This is a genomic window from Streptococcus sp. GMD5S, assembly GCF_000298715.2.
Taxonomy (GTDB): domain Bacteria; phylum Bacillota; class Bacilli; order Lactobacillales; family Streptococcaceae; genus Streptococcus.
On record NZ_AJRG02000019.1, the window covers coordinates 13,077 to 36,417 of the forward strand.

Genomic DNA, 23,341 nt, shown 5'->3' on the forward strand with positions numbered 1-23,341 from the left:
AAGCCTCCTTTTAACTAGTCAAGGACGCGAGTGCCACCTGCAACTTCAGCGATATAGAAGCTAGGAGCATATCCAACGACTTCCTCGTAGTGCTTGCCTACAGCTTCCTTAAAGGACTCAACAGCGTCTTTTCGCACCAAGGCAATGGCACATCCGCCAAATCCTGCCCCTGTCATACGAGCACCAAGAACACCTTCCTGAGCCCAAGCTGTGTGAACAAGAGTATCCAATTCCAAGCCAGTTACTTCATAGTCATGTTCTAGAGAAACGTGAGATGCATTCATCAAGCGACCAAATGTTTCCAAATCACCTGCTTGAAGAGCTGCTTGTGCTTTGAGGGTACGTTGGTTTTCAAGCACAGCATGGCGAGCACGTTTTAAGCGATTTTCATCTTTAATCAGATAGCTGTATTGGTCAAAGGCCCACTCATCCAATTCACCCAAGGTCTGAATATCCAAGGCAACTTGCAATTCTTCGACAGCTTTTTCACACTCAGCACGGCGTTCATTGTACTTAGAGTCCGCCAGTTCACGACGTTTGTTGGTATTCATGATAACAACGACATTGTCCTTCAAATCAAGTGGCACCAAGTCGTATTCTAACGTATTGGTATCCAGGTAAATGGCCCGTTGGTCAGCTCCCATACCGATAGCAAACTGGTCCATAATACCAGAGTTGACTCCGATAAAGTTATTTTCTGTTTGTTTTCCGATTTTAACCAAATCCAAACGGTCTAGTTTTAAACCAAAGAGATGCTCTGCCACAACCCCTGTCAAAAGTTCCAAAGATGCTGATGAAGACAAGCCTGCACCATTTGGGATATTCCCATAAACATAAAAATCAAACCCTTTGTCAATCACATGTCCAGCTTCTTGCAAGAAATGAAGAACCCCTTTTGGATAGTTGGTCCAGCTGTGCTCTTTTTCAAATTTGAGGTCAGCAAGAGGCACTTCGATGATACCATTGTCCTCAAAGTTGGCTGAGTAGAAACGCAAGACTTGGTCGTCACGCTTGCGAGCCGCTCCATAGGTTCCCAAGGAAATAGCAGCTGGAAAAACGTGCCCACCGTTGTAGTCTGTGTGTTCACCAATCAAATTGATACGACCTGGTGAAAAGAAAGTTTGGTCTGCTTCTTGACCAAAAACGGCAAGAAAGTCTTTGCGAAGGGCTTCAGTAGTAAGATCTTGTGTCATATAAATTCTCCTTTGACTGTCGTTAAGTCACCTTAACGTGTAATCGTTTTCTTCTATTGTATCCAAGGGAGTTGCCAAGGTCAATCCTTTTTACTAAACTTTTACTAAACTATCAGTAAAAAGCAGAAAAATATGATATACTAACCTAAAAGGAGGAGGATTTATGGCTACCTTAAAAGACATCGCACAGCTAGCCTCTGTCTCTATCGCGACCGTATCTCGTGTCCTCAATCGCGACCAGAGTCTATCTGTTACAGAAGAAACCAGACACCGTATTTTAACTGTCGCTGAAGAGCTGGGCTACACCAAGCATCTCAAGACAGGCGAATCCCACAAGCCCAAGCAAAAGATTGCCATTATCCAATGGGTCAGCGAACAAGGGGAGTTGGACGACCTCTACTACTACCAGATTCGTCTCGGTATTGAAAAAAGAGCCCAAGAGTTGGACTATGATATCTTGCGCTATTTTAACGACCATCCTTTTACATTAAGCGAGGAAGTGATCGGCATTCTCTGCATCGGAAAGTTCAGCCGAGCTCAGATTGCTGCCTTTGAAGAATACCAAAAACCTTTAGTCTTTATAGACAGCGATACCCTCTCATTAGGTCATACCTGTATTATCACTGACTTTTACACTGCTGTGAAACAAGTTGTAGACCATTTCCTCAGCCAAGGGATGAACCGTATTGGAATTCTCACAGGCCTTGAGGAAACAACCGACCAGGAAGAAATTATCCAGGATAAGCGGCTAGAGAATTTCAAAGACATTACCCAAGCAAATGGTATCTACCATGAAGAACTGGTCTTTCAGGGGAGCTTTACTGCCCAGTCTGGCTATGACTTGATGAAGGAGGCCATTCACAAGCTAGGAGAACAACTCCCACCAGCCTTTTTCGCTGCCAGCGATAGTTTAGCCATCGGCGCCCTTCGTGCCCTTCAAGAAGCTGGAATCAGCCTACCAGACCGCGTCAGCCTCATTTCTTTTAACGACACCAGCCTGACTAAGCAGGTCTATCCTCCCCTTTCTAGCATCACTGTCTATACCGAAGAAATGGGCCGAGCAGGGATGGATATTCTTAACAAGGAAGTTCTACACGGTCGCAAAATACCTAGCCTAACCATGCTGGGCACCAGACTGACATTGAGAGAAAGTACACGGAATGAATAGAATATCAAAACGACCTCTTATTGAGGTCGTCTTTTCTAATGATGATGCCCATGCTTCTGCTCTAACTCTCTCACCCTCCGCTTATGTTGCGCATGATTACTTTGACTGCTATCCACTTCAATAGTGATATTCTGCACGCCTCTTTCTTCTAAACATTGACGCACCACTTCTTTGGTCTCCATCATCTGCTCCCAGTCCTTGATACAAATGTGAACAATAGCATTGTTCTCTAGACCGTCCATGGACCAAATGCTAAGTTGGTTAACACTTTTGACATTGGTCAGAGCCTCTATATCCTTCTCCAGATCACTTGTCTCGACCCCTTCTGGCACAGCATCTAGGAAAATCTTCAGTGCGCTCCAAAAGCGAGGAATGGCTTTCGACAGAATAAAGATGGAAATAATAAGCGACAAGAGTGGATCGAGGATATACCAATCTGTAAATCGAAGAATAATCGCCATTAGAATGACAGCCAACCAACCAAGAGTATCTTCCAAAAAATGCAAGCTAAGAATTGACTCATTCTTTGTCTTTCCTTTACGAACTACCAGACTTGCTAGTACATTGATAACTACTGCAATGATTCCCAGCCAGAGGATACCATTTTCATTAACGGGTTGCGGGTGAACGATCTTTGTGACATTTTCCAAGATCACTAGGACAGACCCTATCATAAGAATCACAGCCGTTAGCATGGCCCCTAAAAGGCTGAAACGTTTGTAACCCAAGGTGTACTGCCTATCTTCTTCACGGTTTGAGATTGTTTCTAAAAGGGCTGAGATACCAATGGCTATAGCATCTCCCAAGTCATGAACAGAATCAGCAAGAACTGCACTCGAACCAAAGATTCCTCCTGCGATAAACTCAACAATCGCATAGCTTAAATTTAAGAAAAAAGCTAACCAGATAGATGTTTTAGAACTCATTTCTCTCCCTCCTTTGGTATAATGGGTATATACATACTTCTTTCATTTGTATTATCTAATAAAATCCAAAGAAAGGATAGAAGCAAACTGTCAGTCCTGTTCAGTTCTGAACAGTTTGTCTCAAGTGTCTATATGCCAAAAAGAGACCGTCGAGTCAGCAAGACGAAAAAAGCCATCTATCAAGCTTTTTTACAACTTTTGAACGATAAGGGCTATGATGCCACTACTGTTCAGGATATCATTGACCTAGCAGATGTTGGACGTTCTACTTTTTACTGTCATTACGAAAGTAAGGAACTCCTTTTAGATGAGCTCTGTCGCTACCTCTTTCATCATCTCTTTGAAAGGGAAGGACACTTTACTACCGAGGACTACCTCGCGCATATCTTTTTACATTTTCAGAAAAACCAGGACCATGTCACCAGTCTCCTTTTTTCCAAAAACGACTACTTCCTCCGCCAACTACACAAGGAACTCGAACACCACGTTTATCCCATGGTGGCGGGTGACTTGCAAGAGGCCTACCCAAACATTCCAGCCTCCTACCTCCAGCATTTTGTTGTGACGAACTTTATCGAGACTCTAACTTGGTGGCTAAAAAAAGGAAAATCTTATACCGAAGAGCAAGTGGTGAGATTTTACCTTGATGTAATGGAGATGACCTCTACAACTCCACTTGATAACTAAGCCTGTAACTCAGAAAGGAACCAACTATGTTAACTTCGATGATTCTAGGAATACTAACAATTGTACTAGCTCTCGCCTTCTCATTGCTTCACCTTGCTGCTGCTTTTTCAGCCATGAAACAAAAGAACTACAGTCTAGGAAATAAGTGCATCTTGGTCGGCAGTTGCCTCACTTCTCTGGCTCTAGCCATCTTTTACTTCGTCCCAGTTGCGACCATTCTTCTATGGATTGTGGGCTCGAGTATCGTCTGCTATGGAGCCTACTGGAATGGCCAACAGAAAGAAAAACAACATATCTCGCACCACATCGTTCGTATAACGACCGCTATTATCATTACGGTATTATTCATTTTGCTCTAACACAAAAAAGGATCATCTGATCCTTTTTTACTTTTTTAAGAGCTTTTTGCTGCCTTGCTCCACTGATACCACCCAACTAGACTATTGATGAGATAAATTAGGTATTTCCCTTGGATTTGCAGGCTTTCTCCCCACTAGAGATAGATTGAAAAGACATTGGTAGCTGCCCAGAATATCCATTGTTCACGGTAAACAGCTGTCATGAGGATTTGCCCAACCCCATTGGTCGCATCGGTGATGGAATCGCGATAAGGACGATTGGCTCCGATAGACTGATAAATGAACCCAAAGGCCAACCACCAAAGAACACTAATAGAAAGATACTTTGTCCAACCCTTGCCGTCTAGTTTACGTGCGACAAACTCTTGTTGTTCTTTCTTAAACTGGGCTTGATAAATCCAAACCAAGAGACCAATTGGCTGCATAATTGTAAAATAGAGAGTTGTTAAAACCTCACCATAGAAGCCTTTTTGAAGGGCAAGCACCAGATAAATGATGGAATTAATCAAACCAAATAGGTAGTTACTAGCACGACCTTCAGCTTCTCAAAGAGCAGAAAAAAGGTTAGTAAGGCTTGAGAGATGAATCATTTTAAAGGCAAACAATTCCAACAAGACGTCATCATTGTCGCTGTTGGTTATTACCTACGTTACAATCTGAGCTATCGTGAAGTTCAGGAATTGCTTTATGACCGTGGAATAAATGTTTGTCACACTACGATTTATCGGTGGGTTCAAGAATACAGTAAAATCCTCTATCATCTCTGGAAAAAGAAAAATAAACAGTCCTTCTATTCGTGGAAAATGGATGAAACCTATATCAAAATTAAGGGGCGTTGGCATTATCTCTATCGAGCGAATGATGCGGACGGTTTAACATTGGATATCTGGTTACGAAAGAAACGTCAAGCAGACGATAACAGCTATAAGTTAGAAGATACCGCCTATCAAGAAGATAAAGCACGCAAAGCAGAAACCGAAGATAAGCTAGCTATTGAAGCAATGAAAAGCAAGTACACCACGCTATTGCTAGAAAATATGTTGCTAAGTCCGTTTGAAATGCAAGATACAAAAATCATGGCAGGATTGCAAGTCCATGTTTACCCCCTCTATGACGAACTGAAAGAATTAAGAGGGCTAAATAGTGTCAAAGACCACTTGTCTTATGTTGCCAGCAGACGTGAAGAATATTCTAAGCATAATATCGCACGCTACCCCAAAAAAGCCGTTGAACAATATCTACCAACGGTTAAAAGGCAGGACTTAAACCATGAGTGAAGACTTAAAAACGATCAAAGAGCTGGCGGATGAGTTGAGTGTTACAAAACAAAATATTCAATATCACTACCAAAGGTTACCAAAAGAATTACAGCTTAAAAGTTCCAATGGGTCTAATCTAATAAATTCTAAAGCAGAAAAAATAATTTTAGGTAAAGTAGAAAGTAGTAGCAAATCAAATACCAAAGACCAACAAATAGAAAAACTAACTAATTTGTTAGACCAGTAACAACGATTAGCCTTGCAAGATAAAAAGTTACTAGAAGAATACAAGGCGGAAAATGATAACTTAAAAGCCCTCAAAATGCCCTCACAGGAAACAGAATTCAAACACTTAGACAATCAATATAAAGATGAAGTGAACGCTCTTAAAGAGAAGTTGGAAAATTTACAGGAACAAATCAAAGATCAAAAAAGGATAGAAGAACAAGAAAAACCAATAAAATGGTGGGGACTATGGCGAAAATAGATGATTCAGTTAAAAAGAAAGTTCCAGAATTGCGATTTAAAGGGTTCACGGATGAATGGGAACAGCGTAAGTTGGGAGACGAAGTTCGAATAGTGATGGGACAGTCTCCTAATTCAGAAAATTATACTGATGATCCTAATGGGCGCTAAAAATGCGAAGACCTATGAAGACCTATTTTGTATTAGTCAAACAAAAAATCCAAAAGAAATGGTATATGATTATGACCATGAAACAAAGTAAAATCAAACCGAGTGATCTGAGGAAGCACCCGATGATCATGAAACGTTATTAAACACAAAAGTCACCCATGTGAGTTCTTGCCAGAAGCTGAAGTTAATCCTTCAACCTGGAAAACCCGCAGAGGTGACTTTTTCTATACATCTCGATTTTTCTGGCAATAATCATTAACCGATAAATATGTCTGTGAATCACCCAGCGACTCCGCTATGTCCATAATCCGCGGTGGTAGTAATCCCACTCGCTGGACAAGTTCGTGATTGCTGAACAATTCCCGTGGACTGCCGGCGAAGCCAAACTTCCCGTGTTCCATAACATACACCGACTCAAACTCGGCGGCAACCCAATCCATGTCATGGGTGATGGTCACAACTTGGTGGCCCGAATCAGCCAACTGATGGAAAATTGCGGTCAACTTGCGCCGGCTTTCCCAATCAAGCGACATCATCGGCTCATCAAATAAATAAATCGCCGGATCCACTGCCAAAACTGTGGCAACGCTCAACAGCTTGCGTTCCGACAATGACAGGTCATACGGACTTTCATCTGTTTTATCATCCAAGCCAACTCTTTTTAGAGCCTCTAAAGCCCGCCTCGTAATCGTGTCGTGGTCATCCATGACCTGCGCGACATTCCACTCCACCTCTCGTTGAACGGTCGGGTTGAAAAGCTGATCGTCAGGATTCTGAAAAGTAATCCCAACCTTCAGTAACTTTTCGACCGGTTTAAGATCATTAAAATTTTCTCCATCGATCTTAATCACACCGGTTTGTGGTGTCAGCAAACCCGTCAACAATTTGAAGAGCGTTGATTTGCCGGCACCATTTTGGCCGACAATCGCCACCATCGGATCGGCGAAGTGTTTGTCTTCAACATCCAAGCTAAAGGACCGTTCCGGATAAGTGAACGTCAGGTGGCTCAGTTCAATTGTGGACATAACGAACCTCCTTCAGATCAGCGTAATTCACTGGATACCGGCCATCAGCCAAGTGCCAATCCATTTTTTGAGCAAGTTGCTGGATTGTCGGGGCTGGAATCTGCCAGTCAGCTGCCAAATGATTAAACACCTCACCCGGCCTGCCCTGGGCTACCATTTGACCCTCGTGCAGCACCCACACAACGTCGGCGACTTCGCACAAATCGTCAATTTCACTGGTGACAATGAAGACAGTCGTCTCTTTGACTTGGGCCAGCCATTGGAAAAATTGCCGGCGGCCAAGGGGATCCATCTCACTGGTCGGATCATCCATAATCAAAACAGCCGGATTAGCCACAATCGCCGTGGCAATTGCCAACCGCTGGATCTGACCACCGGAAAGGCTCTCGGGACGCAAATTCAGCTGTTCAATCAGCCCCATTTGCGTGGCAACTTCTTCAACCCGTTTTTGAATCAGTCCTTCAGCCATTCCCTGATTAATCAAGTCAAAGGCGATTTCATCGGCAACCGTGTCTGCCAACCCGCTTAGTTGGCCAGCTGGATTTTGCAGTACAACTCCATTCATGGCATTATAAACGGGCCAATTGTCAGACACTCGCTGGCCAAACATGTGCCAATCGCCCTCAATCTCAGCAGACACAATTTTGGGAATGACCCCTGCCAGCACACGGCACAAAGTCGATTTGCCGGAGTGGCTATTCCCGATAATCCCAACCACCTGGCCGGTATGAACCTCCGCGTTAATCTGACGCAGTTGTGGTTGCTCAGTACCCGGATAACGGGTGGTCAAATTTTCAATTACAATCCGTTTATCTTCGTCCATATCTTCCACCCAATCAATAAAATTGCCAATCCAGTCAGACCAATGTGCAGCGTCCGCGACAGGCGATACACGCGCTGGGAGGTTCTGACAGTCCGGTTGAGATTATCAAAACCTCTCAGTTGGAGAGAAATCGACCGCGTCATCGATTGATCCAAGGTCTTAATCACCAATGGAATTAGAACCGGCAGGACTGACTTTAATTTCTGAATCAACGTTTTTTGCGGATTGGTTCCGCGAACTTTTTGTGCCTGCTGGATTTTCCGCATATTGCGCATCATTTCCGGCAAAATATAACACACCGACATCAGAACGTAGACGGTTTTATAAGACAATCCGGACAGTTCCAAATAGGCCGCGTTTTCTGAAATACTCGTGGTCACCATAAAAAAGCCACTGGTCAAAATAATCACCAATACTCGACAACCCAGAGTGGTGGCGTAAATCAGGCCCTCTTTGTAGAACGACACCCCAAGCACAGAAAACAGCACAGTTTGATTCCGACTGTAAAATAACCCTTGGATGATCAGCATGGTGCAAATCAGAAACAGGCTGAATCCCAGCGCCTTAAAGGTGGTAGAACTCAATTTGGAAAATAACAATAGCAGTGTTGCGACAAGAATTAATCCGGCCTGAAGCAATAAATTCATACTGGCAAAGCTCAACAACGTCATGTCCAAGATGAACAAGAGCTTAGTAATCGGATCGATCACCTGGTACCATTTGAGCTTGACCCGTGGCGCTCCAGAAATCAATGTTTTATCAGTCATCATTTATCATCGCTAAAGAAGTGCACCATCCGCTTCGGCAGCTGACGATAGATGAAGAATGCCAGGTAGGCCACGCAGACTTTATCCAAAATATCCAAGACAAACTCATCGATAAATGAGGCCAGCCACACTGGTGCATGATTGGCGACCATTACCGCAAACAATGAGTCACCCCAAGCGATACCGGTCTGACCACCCCAAAAGATGACGTTGAGTGGCGTTGAAATGACAGCTGAAACGATGGCAATAATAATAGCAGAAACAAATACTCGTCGCGCTGACGAGAACCACCCATTGGCGTGCAAAACTCCGACAGCAATCCCAATTCCGATGCTGGTAATCGCATACACGGTTGAAATTGGCGATAAGGTCAGCCCATAGATCACGTTGTTGATGAAACCACTAATGGCACCGGCAACCGGCCCAGCCAACATGCTGGTAAGAAAGGTTCCCAAAGACCCCAGCCAAACGGGCAACTTTAACCCCTCCGCCAAGGCTTTGGCAACATAGTTAATCCCCACGGCAGCGGGAATCAAAGTCATGGTGGCAGCACTTAACTTAAATTTCCACATACTGGTACGATGAATCGGTTCTGTTTTCATAATCTTCTCCTTTTGTTTTTAAAGAGCCGTGTCTGGATAGACTTTCGGACGCAACGCTCTATTATATATCTACTGAACTGTCTATACACAAGATTTCCATCCTTAGTCGACATGAGCTGGAAATCCTGATTTGTTAAGTAGTTCACAACACATTATACACCTATTTTGTGAATAGTCAAGTGTATTTACAGTAAAAATCTAGAAAATCCTGAAAATTTTCTCTTATACTCTTCGAAAATCAAATTCAAACTACGTCAGCGTCGCCTTACCGTATATATGTTACTGACTTCGTCAGTTCTATCTACAACCTCAAAGCTGTACTTTGAGCAACCTGCGGCTAGCTTCCTAGTTTGCTCTTTGATTTTCATTGAGTATTATTTTCCATTTTAAATGACATTTAGTAACTCTAATACCAAAAAAGCCCAGACGACATTGTCTGAGCATTCTTCTGTATAGGCGTATAACCAAGTTGAGTTTAGCATTTTCAAGCTATTTCTTCAACAAACCTTGTTCTTGTAGAAATTCTTTGGCTACTTGTTCTGCTGACTTGCCTTCGACACCGACTTGGTAGTTGAGCTGGCTCATCTGGCTTTCAGTAATTTTACCAGCCAATTTATTGAGAACTGTTTCCAACTCTGGATGTTTCTTGAGAAGAGCTTCTTTCATTAGTGGAGCCCCTTGATAAGGTGGGAAGAGTTGTTTGTCATCTTCCAAGACCTGCAAATCATAACGCGCCAACTCTGCATCGGTTGAATAGGCATCCGTAATTTGAATATCGCCTGACTGAATTGCCTGATAGCGAAGAGCTGGCTCCATGGTCGCTACGTTGAGATTGAGACCATACATTGATTGCAAGCCCTTATTGCCATCTTCACGGTCATTAAATTCGAGTGTAAAACCTGCCTTCAGCTGCCCTTCCACTTTTTTCAAGTCCGAAATGGTCTTCAAGCCATATTCTTGAGCAATCTTTTTCGGAACAGCTACAGCGTAGGTGTTTTGATAAGACATAGGTTTGAGATAGGCCAGATGATCCTGTTTGGCAATGCCATCACGCGCCACTTGATAAACCTGATCTGGCTCATGACCTACTTTAGGTGCTGGTTGAAGCAAACTTTCAGTCACCGTACCAGTAAATTCAGGATAGATATCAATATCCCCTTTTTTCAGAGCTTCATAGAGGAAGCTTGTTTTCCCAAAATTCGGTTTAACAGTCGCAGTCATACTGGTATTTTCTTCAATGAGGAGTTTATACATATTGGCCAAAATTTCTGGTTCCGGTCCCAATTTTCCAGCAATAACCAAATTTTCTTTCTCTTTTTGAGCTAAGAGGGCTGGACTATAAGACAGACCGAGCAATATGGTCACCAAGGCAAAACCAGAGAAAATCGTTCTCAATTTTGCTTTTTCCATCACTTTTAGCAGGAAGTTAAAGGCAATGGCAAGCACTGCAGAAGAAAGGGCCCCAATCAAAATCAGACTGGTATTATTGCGGTCAATTCCCAAAAGGATAAAGGAACCCAGTCCGCCTGCCCCAATCAAGGCCGCCAAGGTCGCCGTACCGATAATCAAGACCGCTGCCGTCCGAATCCCAGACATAATGACAGGCATGGCAAGTGGAATTTCAAACTTCTTGAGTCGCTCCCATCTGGTCATCCCAAAGGCAATCCCAGCCTCTTGCAGACTCGGATCAATTCCCTTTAGCCCAGTGATGGTATTTTGCAAAATCGGGAAAATCGCATAAATCACTAGTGCTGTCAAAGCAGGCAAGGTTCCAATTCCCATCAAGGGGATAAAGAGCCCCAACAAGGCCAGAGACGGGATAGTCTGGAAAATTCCTGCAATCTGCAAGACCCAATCCGCCATCTTTTCATGATAACGAAGAAATACCGCTAAAGGGACTGCAATAAAAATAGCCAGCAACAAGGTCAAAAGCGACAACTGCAAATGTTGAGATAGAGCTGTTACCCAATCACCAAAACGATCCTGAAAAGTTGATATCAAATTAGTCATGAACACTACCTCCAAACAAGTCTGCTACAAAGTCTGTTGCAGGCGCTTTTAAAATGGTCTCAGGATTCGCCACCTGACGAATCTCTCCATCCTGCAAGACAGCAATACGGTCCGCCAATTTCAAAGCTTCATCCGTATCATGGGTCACAAAAATCGTTGTCATCCCAAACTCTTTATGCAATTCTTTCGTCAGAACCTGCAACTGTTTTCTCGAAATAGCATCCAAGGCTGAAAAAGGTTCATCCATGAGGAGAATCTTAGGCTGACCAATCATAGCACGGACAATGCCCACCCGTTGCTGTTCTCCACCAGATAATTCACTTGGAAGTCGATGCCCATACTCAGCTACTGGTAAACCAACCTTAGCTAAAAGCTCTTCTGTTTTCTTCGCAATGTCTTCCTTAGTCCAGCCCTTCATCTCCGGAATGAGAGCAATATTTTCTGCAACCGTTAAATTGGGAAACAGAGCAATGGCCTGTAAAACATAACCAGTAGAAAGACGAAGTTCCCGCTCGTCATAGTCTTTGATGCGCTTGCCATCCATGTAAATATTTCCATCAGTCGGTTCCAAAAGACGATTAATCATCTTAATCATGGTCGTCTTACCGGACCCAGAAGGTCCAACTAAAACCATGAACTCCCCATTCTCAATCCGTAAATTGACATCTCTCAAAACATCTTTTTCTGTATAGCGTAGCGCTACATTTTTATATTCGATCATTATTTGTCCTCTATTTAAAACTTCCCTCGGTTGGTCAAGTTACCAAACTTTTAATAACTAATTTATCCCACTCTAAACCTCATTTTCCTTCTCTTTCAGATTAGCCAAAATTCTTTCTTGAAAGGCTTCAAACTGCCTAATTTCCTCTTCTGAAAATCCTTTGTAACAGATAGTATCCAATCTCTGACTGACACGTTGCCCAACTTCTTTCTGGGACTTGCCCAACTCTGTTAAAACTAAATACTTCTTACGCTTATCTTCTCCACACGGACTGACAGTTATAAGATTTTGTTCCTCTAGCTTTTTTATCATAGTCGTCAGCGTATTATTAGCAAGCCCAGTCGCAAGCGCAATATCTGTCGCAGTTGCACAGCCCGTCTTACTATTCCATAAAACCGCTAAAATCTTTCCCTGCTCACTCCGATAAAGAGAGTCAGGGTCTTGTCTCAGTAACTTTTGAAAAATCCGCCCATTCAACAAACGAATATGATGGGCTACCAAATGACAATATTTCATGAAACCTCCAATTTATTTCCATATCGATACGAATGAAAACATTATAATACTTATTATTCTAACTGTCAACTATTTCGATTTAGAACTAATTTTTCTCAGTAAAAAATCTCCTACTCAAGGTAGAAGATTTCAATCTTATAAACTTAATCCGTCATGTCTGATACCAAAGTTCGACGCTCCAATGGAATACTGCACATAACTAACAAGAAAATGAAGCCTGACTGAATCCAGAAAAGGGCCAAGTCAAAGATTCCATGCACAGCAACCACTGTAAGGAAAGATAGATAAAGACCGATAATTGGACGTTTCCCCGACTCCTGACTCATATCCATCATCAAACGAACAGGAGCAACAGAAGACAAAGCTAATAAAATGGTTCCCACAATTCCGTAACTCAGAATCGTATCAATATAAAGGCTGTGAGCATGTTCATGATAAGGAGCATTTATCCGAGGATAAGAGTGCATATAGGTCAATGGCCCCTCCCCCCAAAAAGGATTTTGCTTAAACAAGGCCATCCCAGCATCCCAGATAGAAATGCGTTCTTCCATAGAGGAATCTAAAGTCCCCATCCGAACTCCCAAATCACTAGAAAAAAGGAAACTCAAGCCAATCGCAAAGACCCCGATACTAAGCCAAAAGGCCTTCCAGTTTTTAATGGTTGTAAAGAGATAAATGATGGCTCCAGCGATAATAGCAGGAAAGGCAGTTCGATTTTGCGTAAAGTTCAATCCAAAGAGATTAACAAAGCCTGCAATCACACAGAATACCTTCAACCAATTCAACTTGGTCGTTGTAAAGAGATAGAAGGCAATCATGATACAGAAACAACAAATAATTCCATAGTAATTAGGATTAAAAAAGGTCACTTCTGCCCGATTCTGATGCCATACCTGCATATTGGGCGAAAGAAAGGCATAGTTAAATTTCTTTACAATTTGGAAATGCTCCAAAGTAGCAAAAGCCGCAGAGAGCACACTACCAAACAAGATTGTCTGCAGTATCAGTCGAAAGAAAGCATGTGTCAGACGTTTCTGGTAGAAACTAAAGAAAATGAGGAAGAGAAACATCAGTAAAGATGCAACCAATCCAAGCCAATTCTTAGCGACGATAGAGATGATACTACTGTAGGCAATAAAAAAGAGAAGTACAGGATGTTTGGCCAATCCTTTGATAATTCCCTTCATCTCCCCAGTAACAAGTAAACCTATCAAATATAAAGCAAAGAGCCCTAAGAATAAATAAAAAGGTAAAAAGATACTTATGATCATCAAATATAAAAAGAAATCTTTTTTCGAAAGCCCTCTTATCTTATCCAGTAATCCAATTGATTTCAAAACGGATCCTTTCTGTTCTGGATTTCTCCAGAAGATAAATGCTAAACTATCTTTATATTCTACCATTTTTTCCGTCATTTGGGAACAATGAACACGTTTTCACCACAAAAAATTCTATCATCAATATAGCACTAGAACTGAATTTTTCTGCCGTTTTCCACTACTTGATAGGTCTGACTTTGCAAATCAATTTCTGCTACTGCTGTTACGGACTTGTCTTTATTTTGACGTTTGATTACAATGCTGTGAGCTGTTGGTGTTTCTATCTCAATAGTCCCTTCTAGGTCAAAGGCCTCTGATTGATTACGAAAAGAAAATAGATTGAGAAGAGACTTCACCACAGGACGTTGAACTTCTTCTGCTATTTCCTCGTTGCTATAGTAATGACGATTAATATTTCGACCTTCTTTGGTTTCTTCTAAAAATTTCAAGTCATTTTTTCCTGCTAATAGACCCACATAGTAAACCTGAGGAATGCCTGGAGCAAAAACTTGAATCAAACGAGCAAGGAAGTACTTGACATCATCATCTCCAAGTGCTGAATAATAGGTTGAATTGATTTGGTAGATATCTAGATTGTTATACTCTGCACTAGAGTACTTGCGTTTGACATTCGCTCCAACCTTATAGAGTTCATTTGAAGCATAGTCAATTTCCTCATCAGTCAGGATATCTTTGACATCCACCACTCCAATCCCATCATGAGTATCTAGTGTCGTAAATTGCTTCATCGAGCTCATCTTCAACCACTTGGCCAAACGCTCTGTTCTGGAACTGTAAAGAGTATAAAGAGTCACCATTGGAAGGGCAAAATCGTAAACATAGTAATTATGATCCGCTATTTTAAACTGAATCGAATAGTGTTCATGAATCTCAGGTAAAAGCTCTGCCCCATACTCAGCAGCGATATCTCGAACTTTGTCCAATAAATTCCAAATATCTGGTTCCACAAAGAAATCATTGGTATCCAATTTCTTCACTGCATAAGCAAAGGCATCTAGACGAATCAAATCACACCCGTTACTTGCTAGATGTTGAATGGTCTTACGGATGAATCTCATCGTTACTTCTTTGGTCACATCAAGATCAATCTGCTCCTCACCAAAGGTATTCCACAAATGTTCTACTGAACCATCTGCAAATACAATCTCTTGCTTTGGTGCACGATCCTTACGCTTGTAGATTAAATCTACGTCAGACTGTGTCGGACGGTTCTCTGGCCAAAACTTATCCCAGTTTAAAAAGAGATCTTTAAATTCACTGGCTTCATGTTTTTCTTGATAGTCCCTATAATACTTAGATTGACGAGAAATATGATTAATCATAAAGTCAAACATAAGATAATATTTCTCACCTAAACGCTTAACGTCCTCCCAATCACCAAAAGCTGAATCCACTTCATCATAGTCAACTGGCGCAAATCCACGATCACCTGTTGATGGGAAAAATGGTAGAAGGTGAACTCCCCCAATAGCATCGCCAAAATGTTCTTCCAAATTCTCATATAAGTCTTTAAGATTATTTCCAAGACTATCTGAGTAAGTAATCAACATAGTTTTATTTTGAATGGTCATAGATGTTCTCCTTTTTCTGATGAAAGCCAAGTCTTATATGACCTGGCTTCGTAAATGAAAGATATTTTTAGATTTTTGTTCACATCGAACTCGTACTAAACTGCAAGCAACTAAGTACTACTTTCTTGTTTTCTACATAGAATTGCCAACAAGCTGAACCTTTCGTCTATGTATGGAATTATAGATTCCCTAAGCACTTTCTTACTTCACTGCCCCGTTACTCATTCCTGAAATGATATGTTTTTGGAAGATGAGGTAGACAATAGTTATCGTTACAATTCCTACAATATAGGATGCAAAGCTTGGGCCATAGTCATTGAAGTACTGACCTTGATAGTTGTATTGGAAGAGAGGCAAAGTCCACATCTTGGAATCCTTATTCAGAATCAAAAGTGGCAACATAAAGTCATTCCAGAACCAGAGGGCATTGATAATCAAAGTTGTCGCATGCATGGGCTTCAACATTGGAAAAATGATTCGACGATAAGTTGTAAAACGATCAGCCCCATCAATTTCTGCAGCTTCATCTAAACTATCTGGTATACTGATTTTAATATAACCAACATACAAGAAGAGAGTCTGTGGAATAGCATAAGTTAAGTAGAGTATTACTAGCCCCCACATATTCGCTAGACCGAGTTTACTCATCATAACTGTGATGGGAATCATAATCACCTGAAATGGAACAAATATCCCTAAGATCAAGAGCGAATACATAATTGCAAAGGCTTTTTTCTTGGACATATTTCGAGCAATGGAATAAGCTGCAGCTGGTATAAAGAAAGCCACTACAATCAATGATAACACCGTAATAACTGCTGAATTCCAGAAATAGCCTCCAATTCCATCCGAAATCAATCGTTCATAATTACTCAACGTAAAAGGATTGGGCAAACTAAAGAAATGATTCATGATATCCTTAGTTGTCTTGAAAGAACTAAATACTGTTACCAACAAAGGAACAAGTATAAGAATACCACCGACTATCAAGAGGACGTATTTCCAAAACTGATTCAATTTTTCTTCTTTTTTCATGTGTAGGACTCCTCTATTAGATTTCAAATTTCTTTGATAGCTTGATTTGGATCAGAGAAACAATTCCAATAATTAAGAATAAAATCAAGGCAATTGCATTCGCATATCCATATTGATTACTCTTGAAAGCATAGTTGTAGACTAAAAGTCCAAGAGACGTTGTAGCATTATTTGGACCACCACTCGTCAACGCAAAAATTTGGTCAAAGGCTGTCAAACCAGACTTAAGAGCCAAGATAAAAACCATTGAGATCGTTGGCAGTAAATAGGGCAATTCAATCTTCCAAAAAGTTTGTTTACTGGTTGCACCATCAATTGATGCTGCCTCTAAAATATCAGTTGGAATACTCTGAAGACCAGCAAGAAAGAGAATGATTGGCATAGCTACTCCTTGCCATAGAAGAACAAAAATAGTTGCCACTACCGCTCCGACAGGTGTCCCTAATAGACTCTCTTGTAAAAAACTAATTCCTAAAATTTTTCCAATCGTTGGAAGCCCATAGTTGAAGAATTGTTTAAAAATCAAGGAAACTGTCAAACCAGATAAAACAGCCGGGAAAAAGAACCAAGCTCTAAAGAAGGTCCGCCCCTTCATCTTAGAATTTAAGGCTCGTGCCACAACCATCCCAATCGTAATCTCTCCAATAATCAATGCCAGAGTTAAAATCAAAGTAAAGGATATGGCTGTGAAGAATTTCCCATCAATCATCAGTAATTTGTAGTTATTTAAACCAACAAATTTATAATTATAGGTCAATCCAGTCCAGTTAGTCAAACTATAGAAAGCACCTTGTACCATTGGAAAGTAAAAGAAGATAGCTTGTAAAGCAAGCGGGATGAGCAAAAATGTCCAACCCCAGTATTTATTTAAAAATTTTCGAATAGCCATATCATCTTAACTCCTATTCTAGTCCAAATCTGCCTTCATTGGATTAAAGAAAGCATTGAGATTGTTTGCCATATTTTTCAGATTTTTATCCATCAGGTAACCTGCACTTAGATTAAAAAAGTCTTCTTCAGAGTTCCAGCGTTGGCCCAACCAAACATAATGTTTGTCCGTAAAAGCCAGTTTAGAAATAGCTGCAAGCGCTGAATCTTCTTTTTCCTGTATGCCTTTTACCGCAACTGGTGATCCATCTACATCATAGTATGACTGCATAGCTTTTGGACTAGTCATATAGCTGATAAATTCTTCGGTTTCCTTAGGGTGTTTGGTAGTAGCTGAAGTTGATAATGCCATATCCCCTGCACCAACAGTGACTTCTTTTCCTACTTCTTCTCCAGGAAAGGCAAACATCCCCACCTCAAATTTTGGATCCTGTTGATTAATTGCGGCTAATGCCCATGATCCTTGTGGCATCATCAAGGCTTTTTCACTCGAAAATGCTACCACCGCATCATTATAAGAGGCACCACGCCAACCATCTTGAGCATTATCTGCTAATAAATCGAGTCGTTCTGCATCTGCTTTTAAAATAGCATCATCTGCAGAGATTGCGTTTGGTTTTGAAAAGCGAAGGTAGTTATTAGCCGCGTCTCCACTACCTGTAAGAGTAATGAGAGAAAGTTGGTGGTAACCATTCAATGTCCAGCCTTCATTGCCTGCAACCGCAAACGGAGAATTCCCACTATCTTTTATCTTTTTGACAATCTCTTGAAACTCTTTAAAAGTCTTCGGTTCCTCAAGTCCTAATTCTTTAAACTTCGTTTTATTGTAATAGATTCCATAAAGGTTGGCTGTTAATGGCACACTATAAATCTTGTTATTGATTGCATACTTTTCGGCATAGTCATTCTTGATGTTCTCAAGATAGGGTTTTCCTGTCATATCTGCAAAATAGCCTGCCTTCGCCCACTCCTGAAAATCCATATTTTGAGGATAGATATTAATAATATCTGGAACATCTCCTGATAAAATACGAGTCTTTAGAACAATTCCAGCTGAAGGTACTGTAGTCAGCTTCACATCAATATTAGGGTGTTCCTTCTCAAAATCATCCACTATCCTTTGCAAGGTATCTGCCATCTCGGTCTTCTGGTTAAAAAACTCAATCGTTACCTTACCATCAGCTGATTGATTGTTCTGACCACAAGCCACTAGGCCTAGTAAACTTGCCCCAGCTACTAAAAGAAAACCTGCTTTCTTATACCATTTCATTGGAATGCCTCCTTGATAAATTTATACGCTTTTATTATAGTCTTTTGAATTTATACTGTCTACTCAAAAAATCTCCTGGTGATAGGGTAACAGTTAAACCTGCATACATGAGCTCTGCACCCGAATAAACAATGTTTGTCCCTTCCAGCTCATAAAGCCCTTCCACCTCCAAATCTTTCAGTTTCAAGGTGGTTTCCATTGTTTCTACAACTGATAAGACTCGGACGTAGGTTACAATCGTTTGATTTCCATAGTTAAATTGTTGAGCTGCTTCATTGGATTCAGCATTGGGATTGATTAACCTATACTGATTTCCCAACTGGACTACTGGTCGCAATTCTTTATATAAGCTCACCTGATTAGCAATCTCAGCCTTCTCTTCATCTGATAAACTTGTTAAATCAAGCTCATAGCCCAGATTTCCCATCATTGCTACATGACCACGAGTTTCCAATGGGGTCTTTCGTCCCATCTGATGATTTGGTACTGCTGATACATGAGCCCCCATAGAAATGGTTGGATAGAGATAGGATGAACCGTATTGAATTGGTAAACGTGCAATTGCATCAGTATTATCACTAGCCCAGACTTGTGGGAAATAACGCATCATACCAAGATCATTTCGTCCACCACCACCTGAGCAGGACTCAAAGAGAATATGGCTATGCTTCTCTGTCAGATAAGAAACGAGTTCGTAAAGCCCCATCATGTACTGATGAGACTGCATCTGGGTTTCCAGATAAACTGAACCATTCCCCAGATTAGTGATATTGCGGTTCATATCCCATTTGATGTAGTCAATTTTATGATGAAAGAGGAGTTCATCTAAAACATTTTTCAAATATTCTACTACCTGAGGATTGGCAAGATTAAGTACTAATTGATTTCGAGAATAGGTATGCTCATAACCTGGAACCTGAATAGCCCAGTCAGGATGTTTGCGATACAAGTCGCTATCAACAGAAATCATCTCCGGTTCTAACCAAAGCCCAAACTGCAAACCTCTTTCATGGATCGCTGAAATCAGACTTTCTAGACTTCCACCCAGTTTTTTCTCATTCACAACCCAATCACCTAAAGCACGATTATCATCAAAGCGATTACCAAACCACCCATCATCTAATACAAAAAGTTCAATTCCAACTTTCTTAGCTTCATCAGCTAGTTCTAACAGTTTTTCTCTCTGAAAGTCAAAGTAGGTAGCTTCCCAGTTATTGATTAGAATTGGACGCTCTTTTTTAGAAAATTTACTTGGCATAATGTGCTTAAGTACAAAATTCTGACTTTCATGACTAATACCAGTTAATCCCTTATCTGAATAGGTCACTAAAGCTACCGGTGTTTCAAAATTTTCCTCAGGATCTAACTTCCAAGAAAAGTTTTCTGGATTAATGCCAATAGCCACCCGAACTTCATTCAGTTGATTCTTTTGGACAAAAGCTTCGAAGTTTCCACTATACATCAGTTGTAGAGCAAACACATTCCCAGCATCCTCTGTAACTCCTTGATCACATAATAGAAGAGCTGGTGTTTGAGCATGCCCAGAAGCTCCACGGTTCGAACTAATTGAAAAGATTCCTTGCTCTACCTGTTGACGTCGAACAGTCTTTTCACGAGCATAAGCTCCCTGTAAAGTCACCATTTCATAAGCTGCAGCAGGAAAATCAGCCATAAAAGAAAAGTCCTTATGGATGACAACTTCCTGATTACTATTATTTTCGAATTTGCTGTAACTAGCAATTGTCGCATCATTATCAAAAGCCGTATAATACAAAGTAAGACTAAGTTTAGCTTGAGGATCTTTTAAAATCAAGGCAAGCGTCTCTGTAGCATCCATGCTGTGAGGAGAAGGTAAGCCCTGTGGACCATTCTGACCTTTTAAAATCTTTGCTTCTACAAATCGAAAGTCTGTTACTTCAGTTGCATCATGTTGAATCTGTAAAGTTGGTTTTCTAAAGTCACCCAAACCATGTTGTCCAAAAATCTGACGTTGCGTATCCAAACTAAAGGTTCGATTAGTAGCTATGGGATTACCAGAAAAAGCATGATCGCGTTCGTAAACACTATTAGCCCCTCTATAGTTCTTAATAGTCTTTCCTAAATGTTTTAATAATAAGAACCCATCCCTATTTTCAATAATCAAACTTAAACTTTTACTCTCAACGTAAAATAGATTATTCTCTATTCGAACTCCCATAAATTGTACCTCATCCATTTCTTGATAAAATTTTATCACATAAAAGCGCTTTCTAAAATAGAGAAATGTATACAAAGTATGGTAAAATGTTAGGTAGGAGGTGGCCCATGCTCGTTTTTTCAGAATACCAGACTGGAACAATTGATCTCTCTCTTAGCTTCTACGGTTATGAAGAATGCACGCCTAACTATTCTTTTGGCCCAGCTATTCGAGATACCTATGTACTACATTACATTACTAAAGGAAAAGGTCAATTCCATTATAAGGGGAAAATTGTTGATTTAAAGGCAGGAGATTTCTTTTTACTAAAACCAGATGAATTAACATTCTATCAAGCAGATAACCAGGATCCTTGGGCTTACTACTGGTTGGGGATCACTGGAGGGAGGACACCCGACTACTTTGCTCTATCTCAAATTTCTGACCAATCCTACCTCATCCAGTCAAATAACTGTCATACACAGACAACTGCAAAACTCATCTCAGATATTGTCCGCTTTGCTCAGATTACAAAAACTAATGAATTGGCTCAACTCCACATCATGGGACAACTCCATGAACTAATGTTTCATCTAGGAACGATTGCTCCCAATCAGAAAAAAGAGAATATTTCATCAACTCACCAGCTCTATCTTGACTGCAAACAATTAATTGATAGTCACTATCCACGATCGCTCACCATTCAAGATTTAGCAAAAGAGCTATCGGTTCATAGAAGTTACTTAACTAGTGTGTTTAAAGAATTTCACCAACTCTCTCCAAAAGAGTATTTACTTTTCGTTCGAATGAACCGTGCTCAACAGTTACTAGAACACACAAATGAAACGATCAAAGTCATTGCATATTCTGTAGGTTTTTCAGACCCACTACATTTCTCAAAAGCCTACAAACAGTTTTTTCATAAAACACCTAGTCAAACTCGAAAAGAATACTCTCACTCCCTCTTAGCTAGAAAGGAAAATCAATGAAATCACACCAACTAGTCTACCAAATATTAGCTAGAGAAAACGATTATGTTAGCGGAGAAAAAATCGGAGAAGAACTGAATTTAAGCCGTACATCCATATGGAAAGCGATCCAACGTCTTCAACAAGAAGGCCTAGAAATTGACAGTATCAAAAATAGAGGCTATAAGCTTATTCAAGGCGATCTGATATTGCCTGATTTGATTCAGGAGAACACCAACTTAACCATTCGCTACAAACCTGAGACCAAATCAACCCAAACAGATGCAAAAGAAGGGATTGAAGCTGGAAACAAAGGAAATACACTCTATCTTTCAACCTGTCAAACAGCAGGTCGTGGCCGCTTTCAGCGCCGCTACTATTCTCCATCTCAGGGGGGGATCTATATGTCCCTGCATGTTCAACCCAATCTTCCTTATGAAAAACTCCCTTCCTATACTCTCCTTGTAGCTGCTGCAGTCTACAAAGCCATTAAAAACCTAACTATGATAGAAGTAGATATCAAATGGGTAAATGACATCTACTTTAAAAATAAAAAGATAGCAGGTATCCTCACTGAAGCGATGACATCAGTTGAGACAGGCTTGGTTACAGACGTCATTATCGGACTTGGTATAAATTTTTCTATAGCAGACTTCCCAGATAACCTCAAAGAAAAAGCAGGCAGCCTATTTATGCCACCTGCACCAATTAGTCGTAATGAGCTCATCAGCGAAATATGGAATTGTTTCTACAATACGGATTCAGATGAGCTACTTTATATCTATAAAGAAAGATCAATCGTTCTTGGAAAAGAAGTTACTTTCCAGCTAGACGGAAAATTTGAGAAAGGTCTTGCAAAAGAAATCTCAGAATCCGGCCAACTACAAGTCGAATTTGAAGATAAACATACTATCTGGCTAAATAGCGGAGAAATATCACTAACGGGTTGGTAATAAACAAATCCCCCTTTTAATGATTTAGAAGGGGGATTTACATACAAAAAAAGAGCCTAACAGCTCTCTTAACGTACGGAGAATGGGGGATTCGAACCCCCGCGCCGGTTACCCGACCTAACGATTTAGCAAACCGTCCTCTTCAGCCTCTTGAGTAATTCTCCTATTAATGGGCACGAGTGGACTCGAACCACCGACCTCACGCTTATCAGGCGTGCGCTCTAACCACCTGAGCTACGCGCCCAAGTTCAAAAACTTGGTATGAACTTTCGTTCAAAGCGGGTGACGAGAATCGAACTCGCGACAACAGCTTGGAAGGCTGTAGTTTTACCACTAAACTACACCCGCTTAATAAAATAAAATATGGCGCGAGACGGAATCGAACCGCCGACACATGGAGCTTCAATCCATTGCTCTACCAACTGAGCTACCGAGCCAAATTGCGGGA

23 protein-coding genes, 4 tRNA genes and 3 pseudogenes are annotated in these 23,341 nt (G+C 40.9%); 10 read left to right on the top strand and 20 right to left on the bottom strand.

The genetic code is table 11. The features are described 5' to 3' along the window. Positions 1-14: 14 nt before the first annotated feature. A complete protein-coding gene (locus GMD5S_RS0208365; protein WP_000189888.1) occupies positions 15-1,193 on the bottom strand; it encodes a galactokinase in 1,179 nt (392 codons plus the stop codon). Positions 1,194-1,356: 163 nt separating this feature from the next. Here GMD5S_RS0208365 and galR point away from each other — a divergent pair, with 163 nt between their 5' ends. Next, positions 1,357-2,361: a DNA-binding transcriptional regulator GalR gene (galR, locus tag GMD5S_RS0208370; RefSeq protein ID WP_000212493.1), complete on the top strand. Its 1,005-nt coding sequence runs from the start codon at positions 1,357-1,359 to the stop codon at positions 2,359-2,361. 35 nt (positions 2,362-2,396) lie between these two features. Here the strand turns inward: galR and GMD5S_RS0208375 are convergent, their stop codons facing one another. Next, positions 2,397-3,287 (bottom strand): cation diffusion facilitator family transporter, encoded by an 891-nt coding sequence (locus tag GMD5S_RS0208375; protein WP_000095931.1) that lies wholly within the window; start codon positions 3,285-3,287, stop codon positions 2,397-2,399. A 132-nt stretch (positions 3,288-3,419) separates the two neighbouring features. Here GMD5S_RS0208375 and GMD5S_RS0208380 point away from each other — a divergent pair, with 132 nt between their 5' ends. Further along, complete coding sequence (locus GMD5S_RS0208380) at positions 3,420-3,974, top strand: TetR/AcrR family transcriptional regulator (protein WP_001126072.1); 555 nt, start codon at positions 3,420-3,422, stop codon at positions 3,972-3,974. Between the two features lie 26 nt (positions 3,975-4,000). Continuing rightward, positions 4,001-4,333, top strand: coding sequence for a hypothetical protein (locus tag GMD5S_RS0208385; RefSeq protein WP_000958143.1), 333 nt, complete (start codon positions 4,001-4,003; stop codon positions 4,331-4,333). A gap of 35 nt (positions 4,334-4,368) precedes the next feature. Here the strand turns inward: GMD5S_RS0208385 and pnuC are convergent. Further along, a pseudogene (gene pnuC, locus GMD5S_RS0208390) lies at positions 4,369-4,875 on the bottom strand (nicotinamide riboside transporter PnuC); the annotation flags it as partial. A gap of 39 nt (positions 4,876-4,914) precedes the next feature. Between pnuC and GMD5S_RS10905 the strand changes: the two are divergent. From GMD5S_RS10905 to GMD5S_RS10740, 5 genes and pseudogenes are all read left to right on the top strand, one after another. Beyond that, positions 4,915-5,265, top strand: a pseudogene (locus GMD5S_RS10905) (IS6 family transposase); the annotation flags it as partial. A gap of 24 nt (positions 5,266-5,289) precedes the next feature. Continuing rightward, positions 5,290-5,610 (top strand): annotated as a pseudogene (locus tag GMD5S_RS10910) (DNA replication protein); the annotation flags it as partial. Beyond that, a complete protein-coding gene (locus GMD5S_RS0208400) occupies positions 5,603-5,839 on the top strand; it encodes a hypothetical protein (protein WP_001287839.1) in 237 nt (78 codons plus the stop codon). The pseudogene GMD5S_RS10910 and the gene GMD5S_RS0208400, both read left to right, overlap by 8 nt. 12 nt (positions 5,840-5,851) lie before the next feature. After that, positions 5,852-6,079 (top strand): hypothetical protein, encoded by a 228-nt coding sequence (locus GMD5S_RS0208405; RefSeq protein ID WP_001152920.1) that lies wholly within the window; start codon positions 5,852-5,854, stop codon positions 6,077-6,079. After that, a complete protein-coding gene (locus GMD5S_RS10740) occupies positions 6,067-6,228 on the top strand; it encodes a hypothetical protein (RefSeq protein ID WP_001062367.1) in 162 nt (53 codons plus the stop codon). Before GMD5S_RS0208405 ends, GMD5S_RS10740 begins: the two co-directional genes overlap by 13 nt. 224 nt (positions 6,229-6,452) lie before the next feature. On the opposite strand, the gene GMD5S_RS0208415 is transcribed toward GMD5S_RS10740, so the two are convergent. The 13 genes from GMD5S_RS0208415 to GMD5S_RS0208480 form a co-directional block, all read right to left on the bottom strand. Further along, positions 6,453-7,253: an energy-coupling factor ABC transporter ATP-binding protein gene (locus tag GMD5S_RS0208415; protein ID WP_000103852.1), complete on the bottom strand. Its 801-nt coding sequence runs from the start codon at positions 7,251-7,253 to the stop codon at positions 6,453-6,455. Next, positions 7,240-8,076, bottom strand: coding sequence for an ABC transporter ATP-binding protein (locus GMD5S_RS0208420; protein WP_000343048.1), 837 nt, complete (start codon positions 8,074-8,076; stop codon positions 7,240-7,242). Before GMD5S_RS0208420 ends, GMD5S_RS0208415 begins: the two co-directional genes overlap by 14 nt. Next, positions 8,052-8,843 (bottom strand): energy-coupling factor transporter transmembrane component T, encoded by a 792-nt coding sequence (locus tag GMD5S_RS0208425; RefSeq protein ID WP_000130448.1) that lies wholly within the window; start codon positions 8,841-8,843, stop codon positions 8,052-8,054. Before GMD5S_RS0208425 ends, GMD5S_RS0208420 begins: the two co-directional genes overlap by 25 nt. After that, the gene (locus GMD5S_RS0208430; RefSeq protein WP_000846126.1) at positions 8,843-9,445 is read right to left on the bottom strand and encodes a hypothetical protein; all 603 of its coding nucleotides are present in this window, start codon (positions 9,443-9,445) and stop codon (positions 8,843-8,845) included. Before GMD5S_RS0208430 ends, GMD5S_RS0208425 begins: the two co-directional genes overlap by 1 nt. A gap of 489 nt (positions 9,446-9,934) precedes the next feature. After that, positions 9,935-11,455 (bottom strand): ABC transporter permease/substrate-binding protein, encoded by a 1,521-nt coding sequence (locus GMD5S_RS0208440; RefSeq protein ID WP_000183019.1) that lies wholly within the window; start codon positions 11,453-11,455, stop codon positions 9,935-9,937. Further along, the gene (locus GMD5S_RS0208445; RefSeq protein WP_000575227.1) at positions 11,448-12,176 is read right to left on the bottom strand and encodes an ATP-binding cassette domain-containing protein; all 729 of its coding nucleotides are present in this window, start codon (positions 12,174-12,176) and stop codon (positions 11,448-11,450) included. Before GMD5S_RS0208445 ends, GMD5S_RS0208440 begins: the two co-directional genes overlap by 8 nt. A gap of 72 nt (positions 12,177-12,248) precedes the next feature. Next, positions 12,249-12,692, bottom strand: coding sequence for a MarR family winged helix-turn-helix transcriptional regulator (locus GMD5S_RS0208450; RefSeq protein WP_000872568.1), 444 nt, complete (start codon positions 12,690-12,692; stop codon positions 12,249-12,251). 143 nt (positions 12,693-12,835) lie between these two features. Beyond that, a complete protein-coding gene (locus tag GMD5S_RS0208455) occupies positions 12,836-14,029 on the bottom strand; it encodes an O-antigen ligase family protein (protein ID WP_008293041.1) in 1,194 nt (397 codons plus the stop codon). A gap of 131 nt (positions 14,030-14,160) precedes the next feature. After that, positions 14,161-15,603, bottom strand: coding sequence for a sucrose phosphorylase (gene gtfA / locus GMD5S_RS0208460; RefSeq protein ID WP_000155215.1), 1,443 nt, complete (start codon positions 15,601-15,603; stop codon positions 14,161-14,163). Positions 15,604-15,804: 201 nt separating this feature from the next. After that, positions 15,805-16,638 (bottom strand): carbohydrate ABC transporter permease, encoded by an 834-nt coding sequence (locus GMD5S_RS0208465; protein ID WP_000711267.1) that lies wholly within the window; start codon positions 16,636-16,638, stop codon positions 15,805-15,807. A gap of 16 nt (positions 16,639-16,654) precedes the next feature. Beyond that, positions 16,655-17,527, bottom strand: coding sequence for a carbohydrate ABC transporter permease (locus GMD5S_RS0208470; protein ID WP_001007695.1), 873 nt, complete (start codon positions 17,525-17,527; stop codon positions 16,655-16,657). Positions 17,528-17,545: 18 nt separating this feature from the next. Continuing rightward, a complete protein-coding gene (locus tag GMD5S_RS0208475) occupies positions 17,546-18,796 on the bottom strand; it encodes an extracellular solute-binding protein (protein WP_000872423.1) in 1,251 nt (416 codons plus the stop codon). A gap of 34 nt (positions 18,797-18,830) precedes the next feature. Next, the gene (locus GMD5S_RS0208480) at positions 18,831-20,993 is read right to left on the bottom strand and encodes an alpha-galactosidase (RefSeq protein WP_000538957.1); all 2,163 of its coding nucleotides are present in this window, start codon (positions 20,991-20,993) and stop codon (positions 18,831-18,833) included. Positions 20,994-21,100: 107 nt separating this feature from the next. On the opposite strand from GMD5S_RS0208480, the gene GMD5S_RS0208485 reads away from it, so the two are divergent. Together GMD5S_RS0208485 and birA are read left to right on the top strand one after the other, a co-directional pair. Next, the gene (locus GMD5S_RS0208485) at positions 21,101-21,961 is read left to right on the top strand and encodes an AraC family transcriptional regulator (protein WP_000959979.1); all 861 of its coding nucleotides are present in this window, start codon (positions 21,101-21,103) and stop codon (positions 21,959-21,961) included. Further along, entirely contained in the window at positions 21,958-22,893 is a 936-nt protein-coding gene (gene birA / locus GMD5S_RS0208490; RefSeq protein ID WP_000835305.1) for a bifunctional biotin--[acetyl-CoA-carboxylase] ligase/biotin operon repressor BirA, read from the top strand. The genes GMD5S_RS0208485 and birA overlap by 4 nt, the downstream gene beginning before the upstream one ends. A gap of 76 nt (positions 22,894-22,969) precedes the next feature. On the opposite strand, the gene GMD5S_RS0208495 is transcribed toward birA, so the two are convergent. The 4 genes from GMD5S_RS0208495 to GMD5S_RS0208510 all read right to left on the bottom strand — a co-directional run bounded on the left by GMD5S_RS0208495 (position 22,970) and on the right by GMD5S_RS0208510 (position 23,330). After that, positions 22,970-23,057: transfer RNA gene (locus GMD5S_RS0208495), tRNA-Ser, on the bottom strand. A 6-nt stretch (positions 23,058-23,063) separates the two neighbouring features. Further along, positions 23,064-23,137 (bottom strand) — tRNA-Ile (locus GMD5S_RS0208500). Positions 23,138-23,170: 33 nt separating this feature from the next. Continuing rightward, positions 23,171-23,241: transfer RNA gene (locus tag GMD5S_RS0208505), tRNA-Gly, on the bottom strand. A gap of 16 nt (positions 23,242-23,257) precedes the next feature. Then, positions 23,258-23,330 (bottom strand) — tRNA-Phe (locus GMD5S_RS0208510). Positions 23,331-23,341 lie beyond the last annotated feature (11 nt).

What these genes read in the sequence shown, in the direction of transcription:
- GMD5S_RS0208365 (WP_000189888.1), bottom strand. Translation starts at nt 1,193, where the DNA reads ATGACACAAGATCTTACTACTGAAGCCCTTCGCAAAGACTTTCTTGCC.
- galR (WP_000212493.1), top strand. Translation starts at nt 1,357, where the DNA reads ATGGCTACCTTAAAAGACATCGCACAGCTAGCCTCTGTCTCTATCGCG.
- GMD5S_RS0208375 (WP_000095931.1), bottom strand. Translation starts at nt 3,287, where the DNA reads ATGAGTTCTAAAACATCTATCTGGTTAGCTTTTTTCTTAAATTTAAGC.
- GMD5S_RS0208380 (WP_001126072.1), top strand. Translation starts at nt 3,420, where the DNA reads ATGCCAAAAAGAGACCGTCGAGTCAGCAAGACGAAAAAAGCCATCTAT.
- GMD5S_RS0208385 (WP_000958143.1), top strand. Translation starts at nt 4,001, where the DNA reads ATGTTAACTTCGATGATTCTAGGAATACTAACAATTGTACTAGCTCTC.
- GMD5S_RS0208400 (WP_001287839.1), top strand. Translation starts at nt 5,603, where the DNA reads ATGAGTGAAGACTTAAAAACGATCAAAGAGCTGGCGGATGAGTTGAGT.
- GMD5S_RS10740 (WP_001062367.1), top strand. Translation starts at nt 6,067, where the DNA reads ATGGCGAAAATAGATGATTCAGTTAAAAAGAAAGTTCCAGAATTGCGA.
- GMD5S_RS0208415 (WP_000103852.1), bottom strand. Translation starts at nt 7,253, where the DNA reads ATGTCCACAATTGAACTGAGCCACCTGACGTTCACTTATCCGGAACGG.
- GMD5S_RS0208420 (WP_000343048.1), bottom strand. Translation starts at nt 8,076, where the DNA reads ATGGACGAAGATAAACGGATTGTAATTGAAAATTTGACCACCCGTTAT.
- GMD5S_RS0208425 (WP_000130448.1), bottom strand. Translation starts at nt 8,843, where the DNA reads ATGACTGATAAAACATTGATTTCTGGAGCGCCACGGGTCAAGCTCAAA.
- GMD5S_RS0208430 (WP_000846126.1), bottom strand. Translation starts at nt 9,445, where the DNA reads ATGAAAACAGAACCGATTCATCGTACCAGTATGTGGAAATTTAAGTTA.
- GMD5S_RS0208440 (WP_000183019.1), bottom strand. Translation starts at nt 11,455, where the DNA reads ATGACTAATTTGATATCAACTTTTCAGGATCGTTTTGGTGATTGGGTA.
- GMD5S_RS0208445 (WP_000575227.1), bottom strand. Translation starts at nt 12,176, where the DNA reads ATGATCGAATATAAAAATGTAGCGCTACGCTATACAGAAAAAGATGTT.
- GMD5S_RS0208450 (WP_000872568.1), bottom strand. Translation starts at nt 12,692, where the DNA reads ATGAAATATTGTCATTTGGTAGCCCATCATATTCGTTTGTTGAATGGG.
- gtfA (WP_000155215.1), bottom strand. Translation starts at nt 15,603, where the DNA reads ATGACCATTCAAAATAAAACTATGTTGATTACTTACTCAGATAGTCTT.
- GMD5S_RS0208465 (WP_000711267.1), bottom strand. Translation starts at nt 16,638, where the DNA reads ATGAAAAAAGAAGAAAAATTGAATCAGTTTTGGAAATACGTCCTCTTG.
- GMD5S_RS0208470 (WP_001007695.1), bottom strand. Translation starts at nt 17,527, where the DNA reads ATGGCTATTCGAAAATTTTTAAATAAATACTGGGGTTGGACATTTTTG.
- GMD5S_RS0208475 (WP_000872423.1), bottom strand. Translation starts at nt 18,796, where the DNA reads ATGAAATGGTATAAGAAAGCAGGTTTTCTTTTAGTAGCTGGGGCAAGT.
- GMD5S_RS0208480 (WP_000538957.1), bottom strand. Translation starts at nt 20,993, where the DNA reads ATGGGAGTTCGAATAGAGAATAATCTATTTTACGTTGAGAGTAAAAGT.
- GMD5S_RS0208485 (WP_000959979.1), top strand. Translation starts at nt 21,101, where the DNA reads ATGCTCGTTTTTTCAGAATACCAGACTGGAACAATTGATCTCTCTCTT.
- birA (WP_000835305.1), top strand. Translation starts at nt 21,958, where the DNA reads ATGAAATCACACCAACTAGTCTACCAAATATTAGCTAGAGAAAACGAT.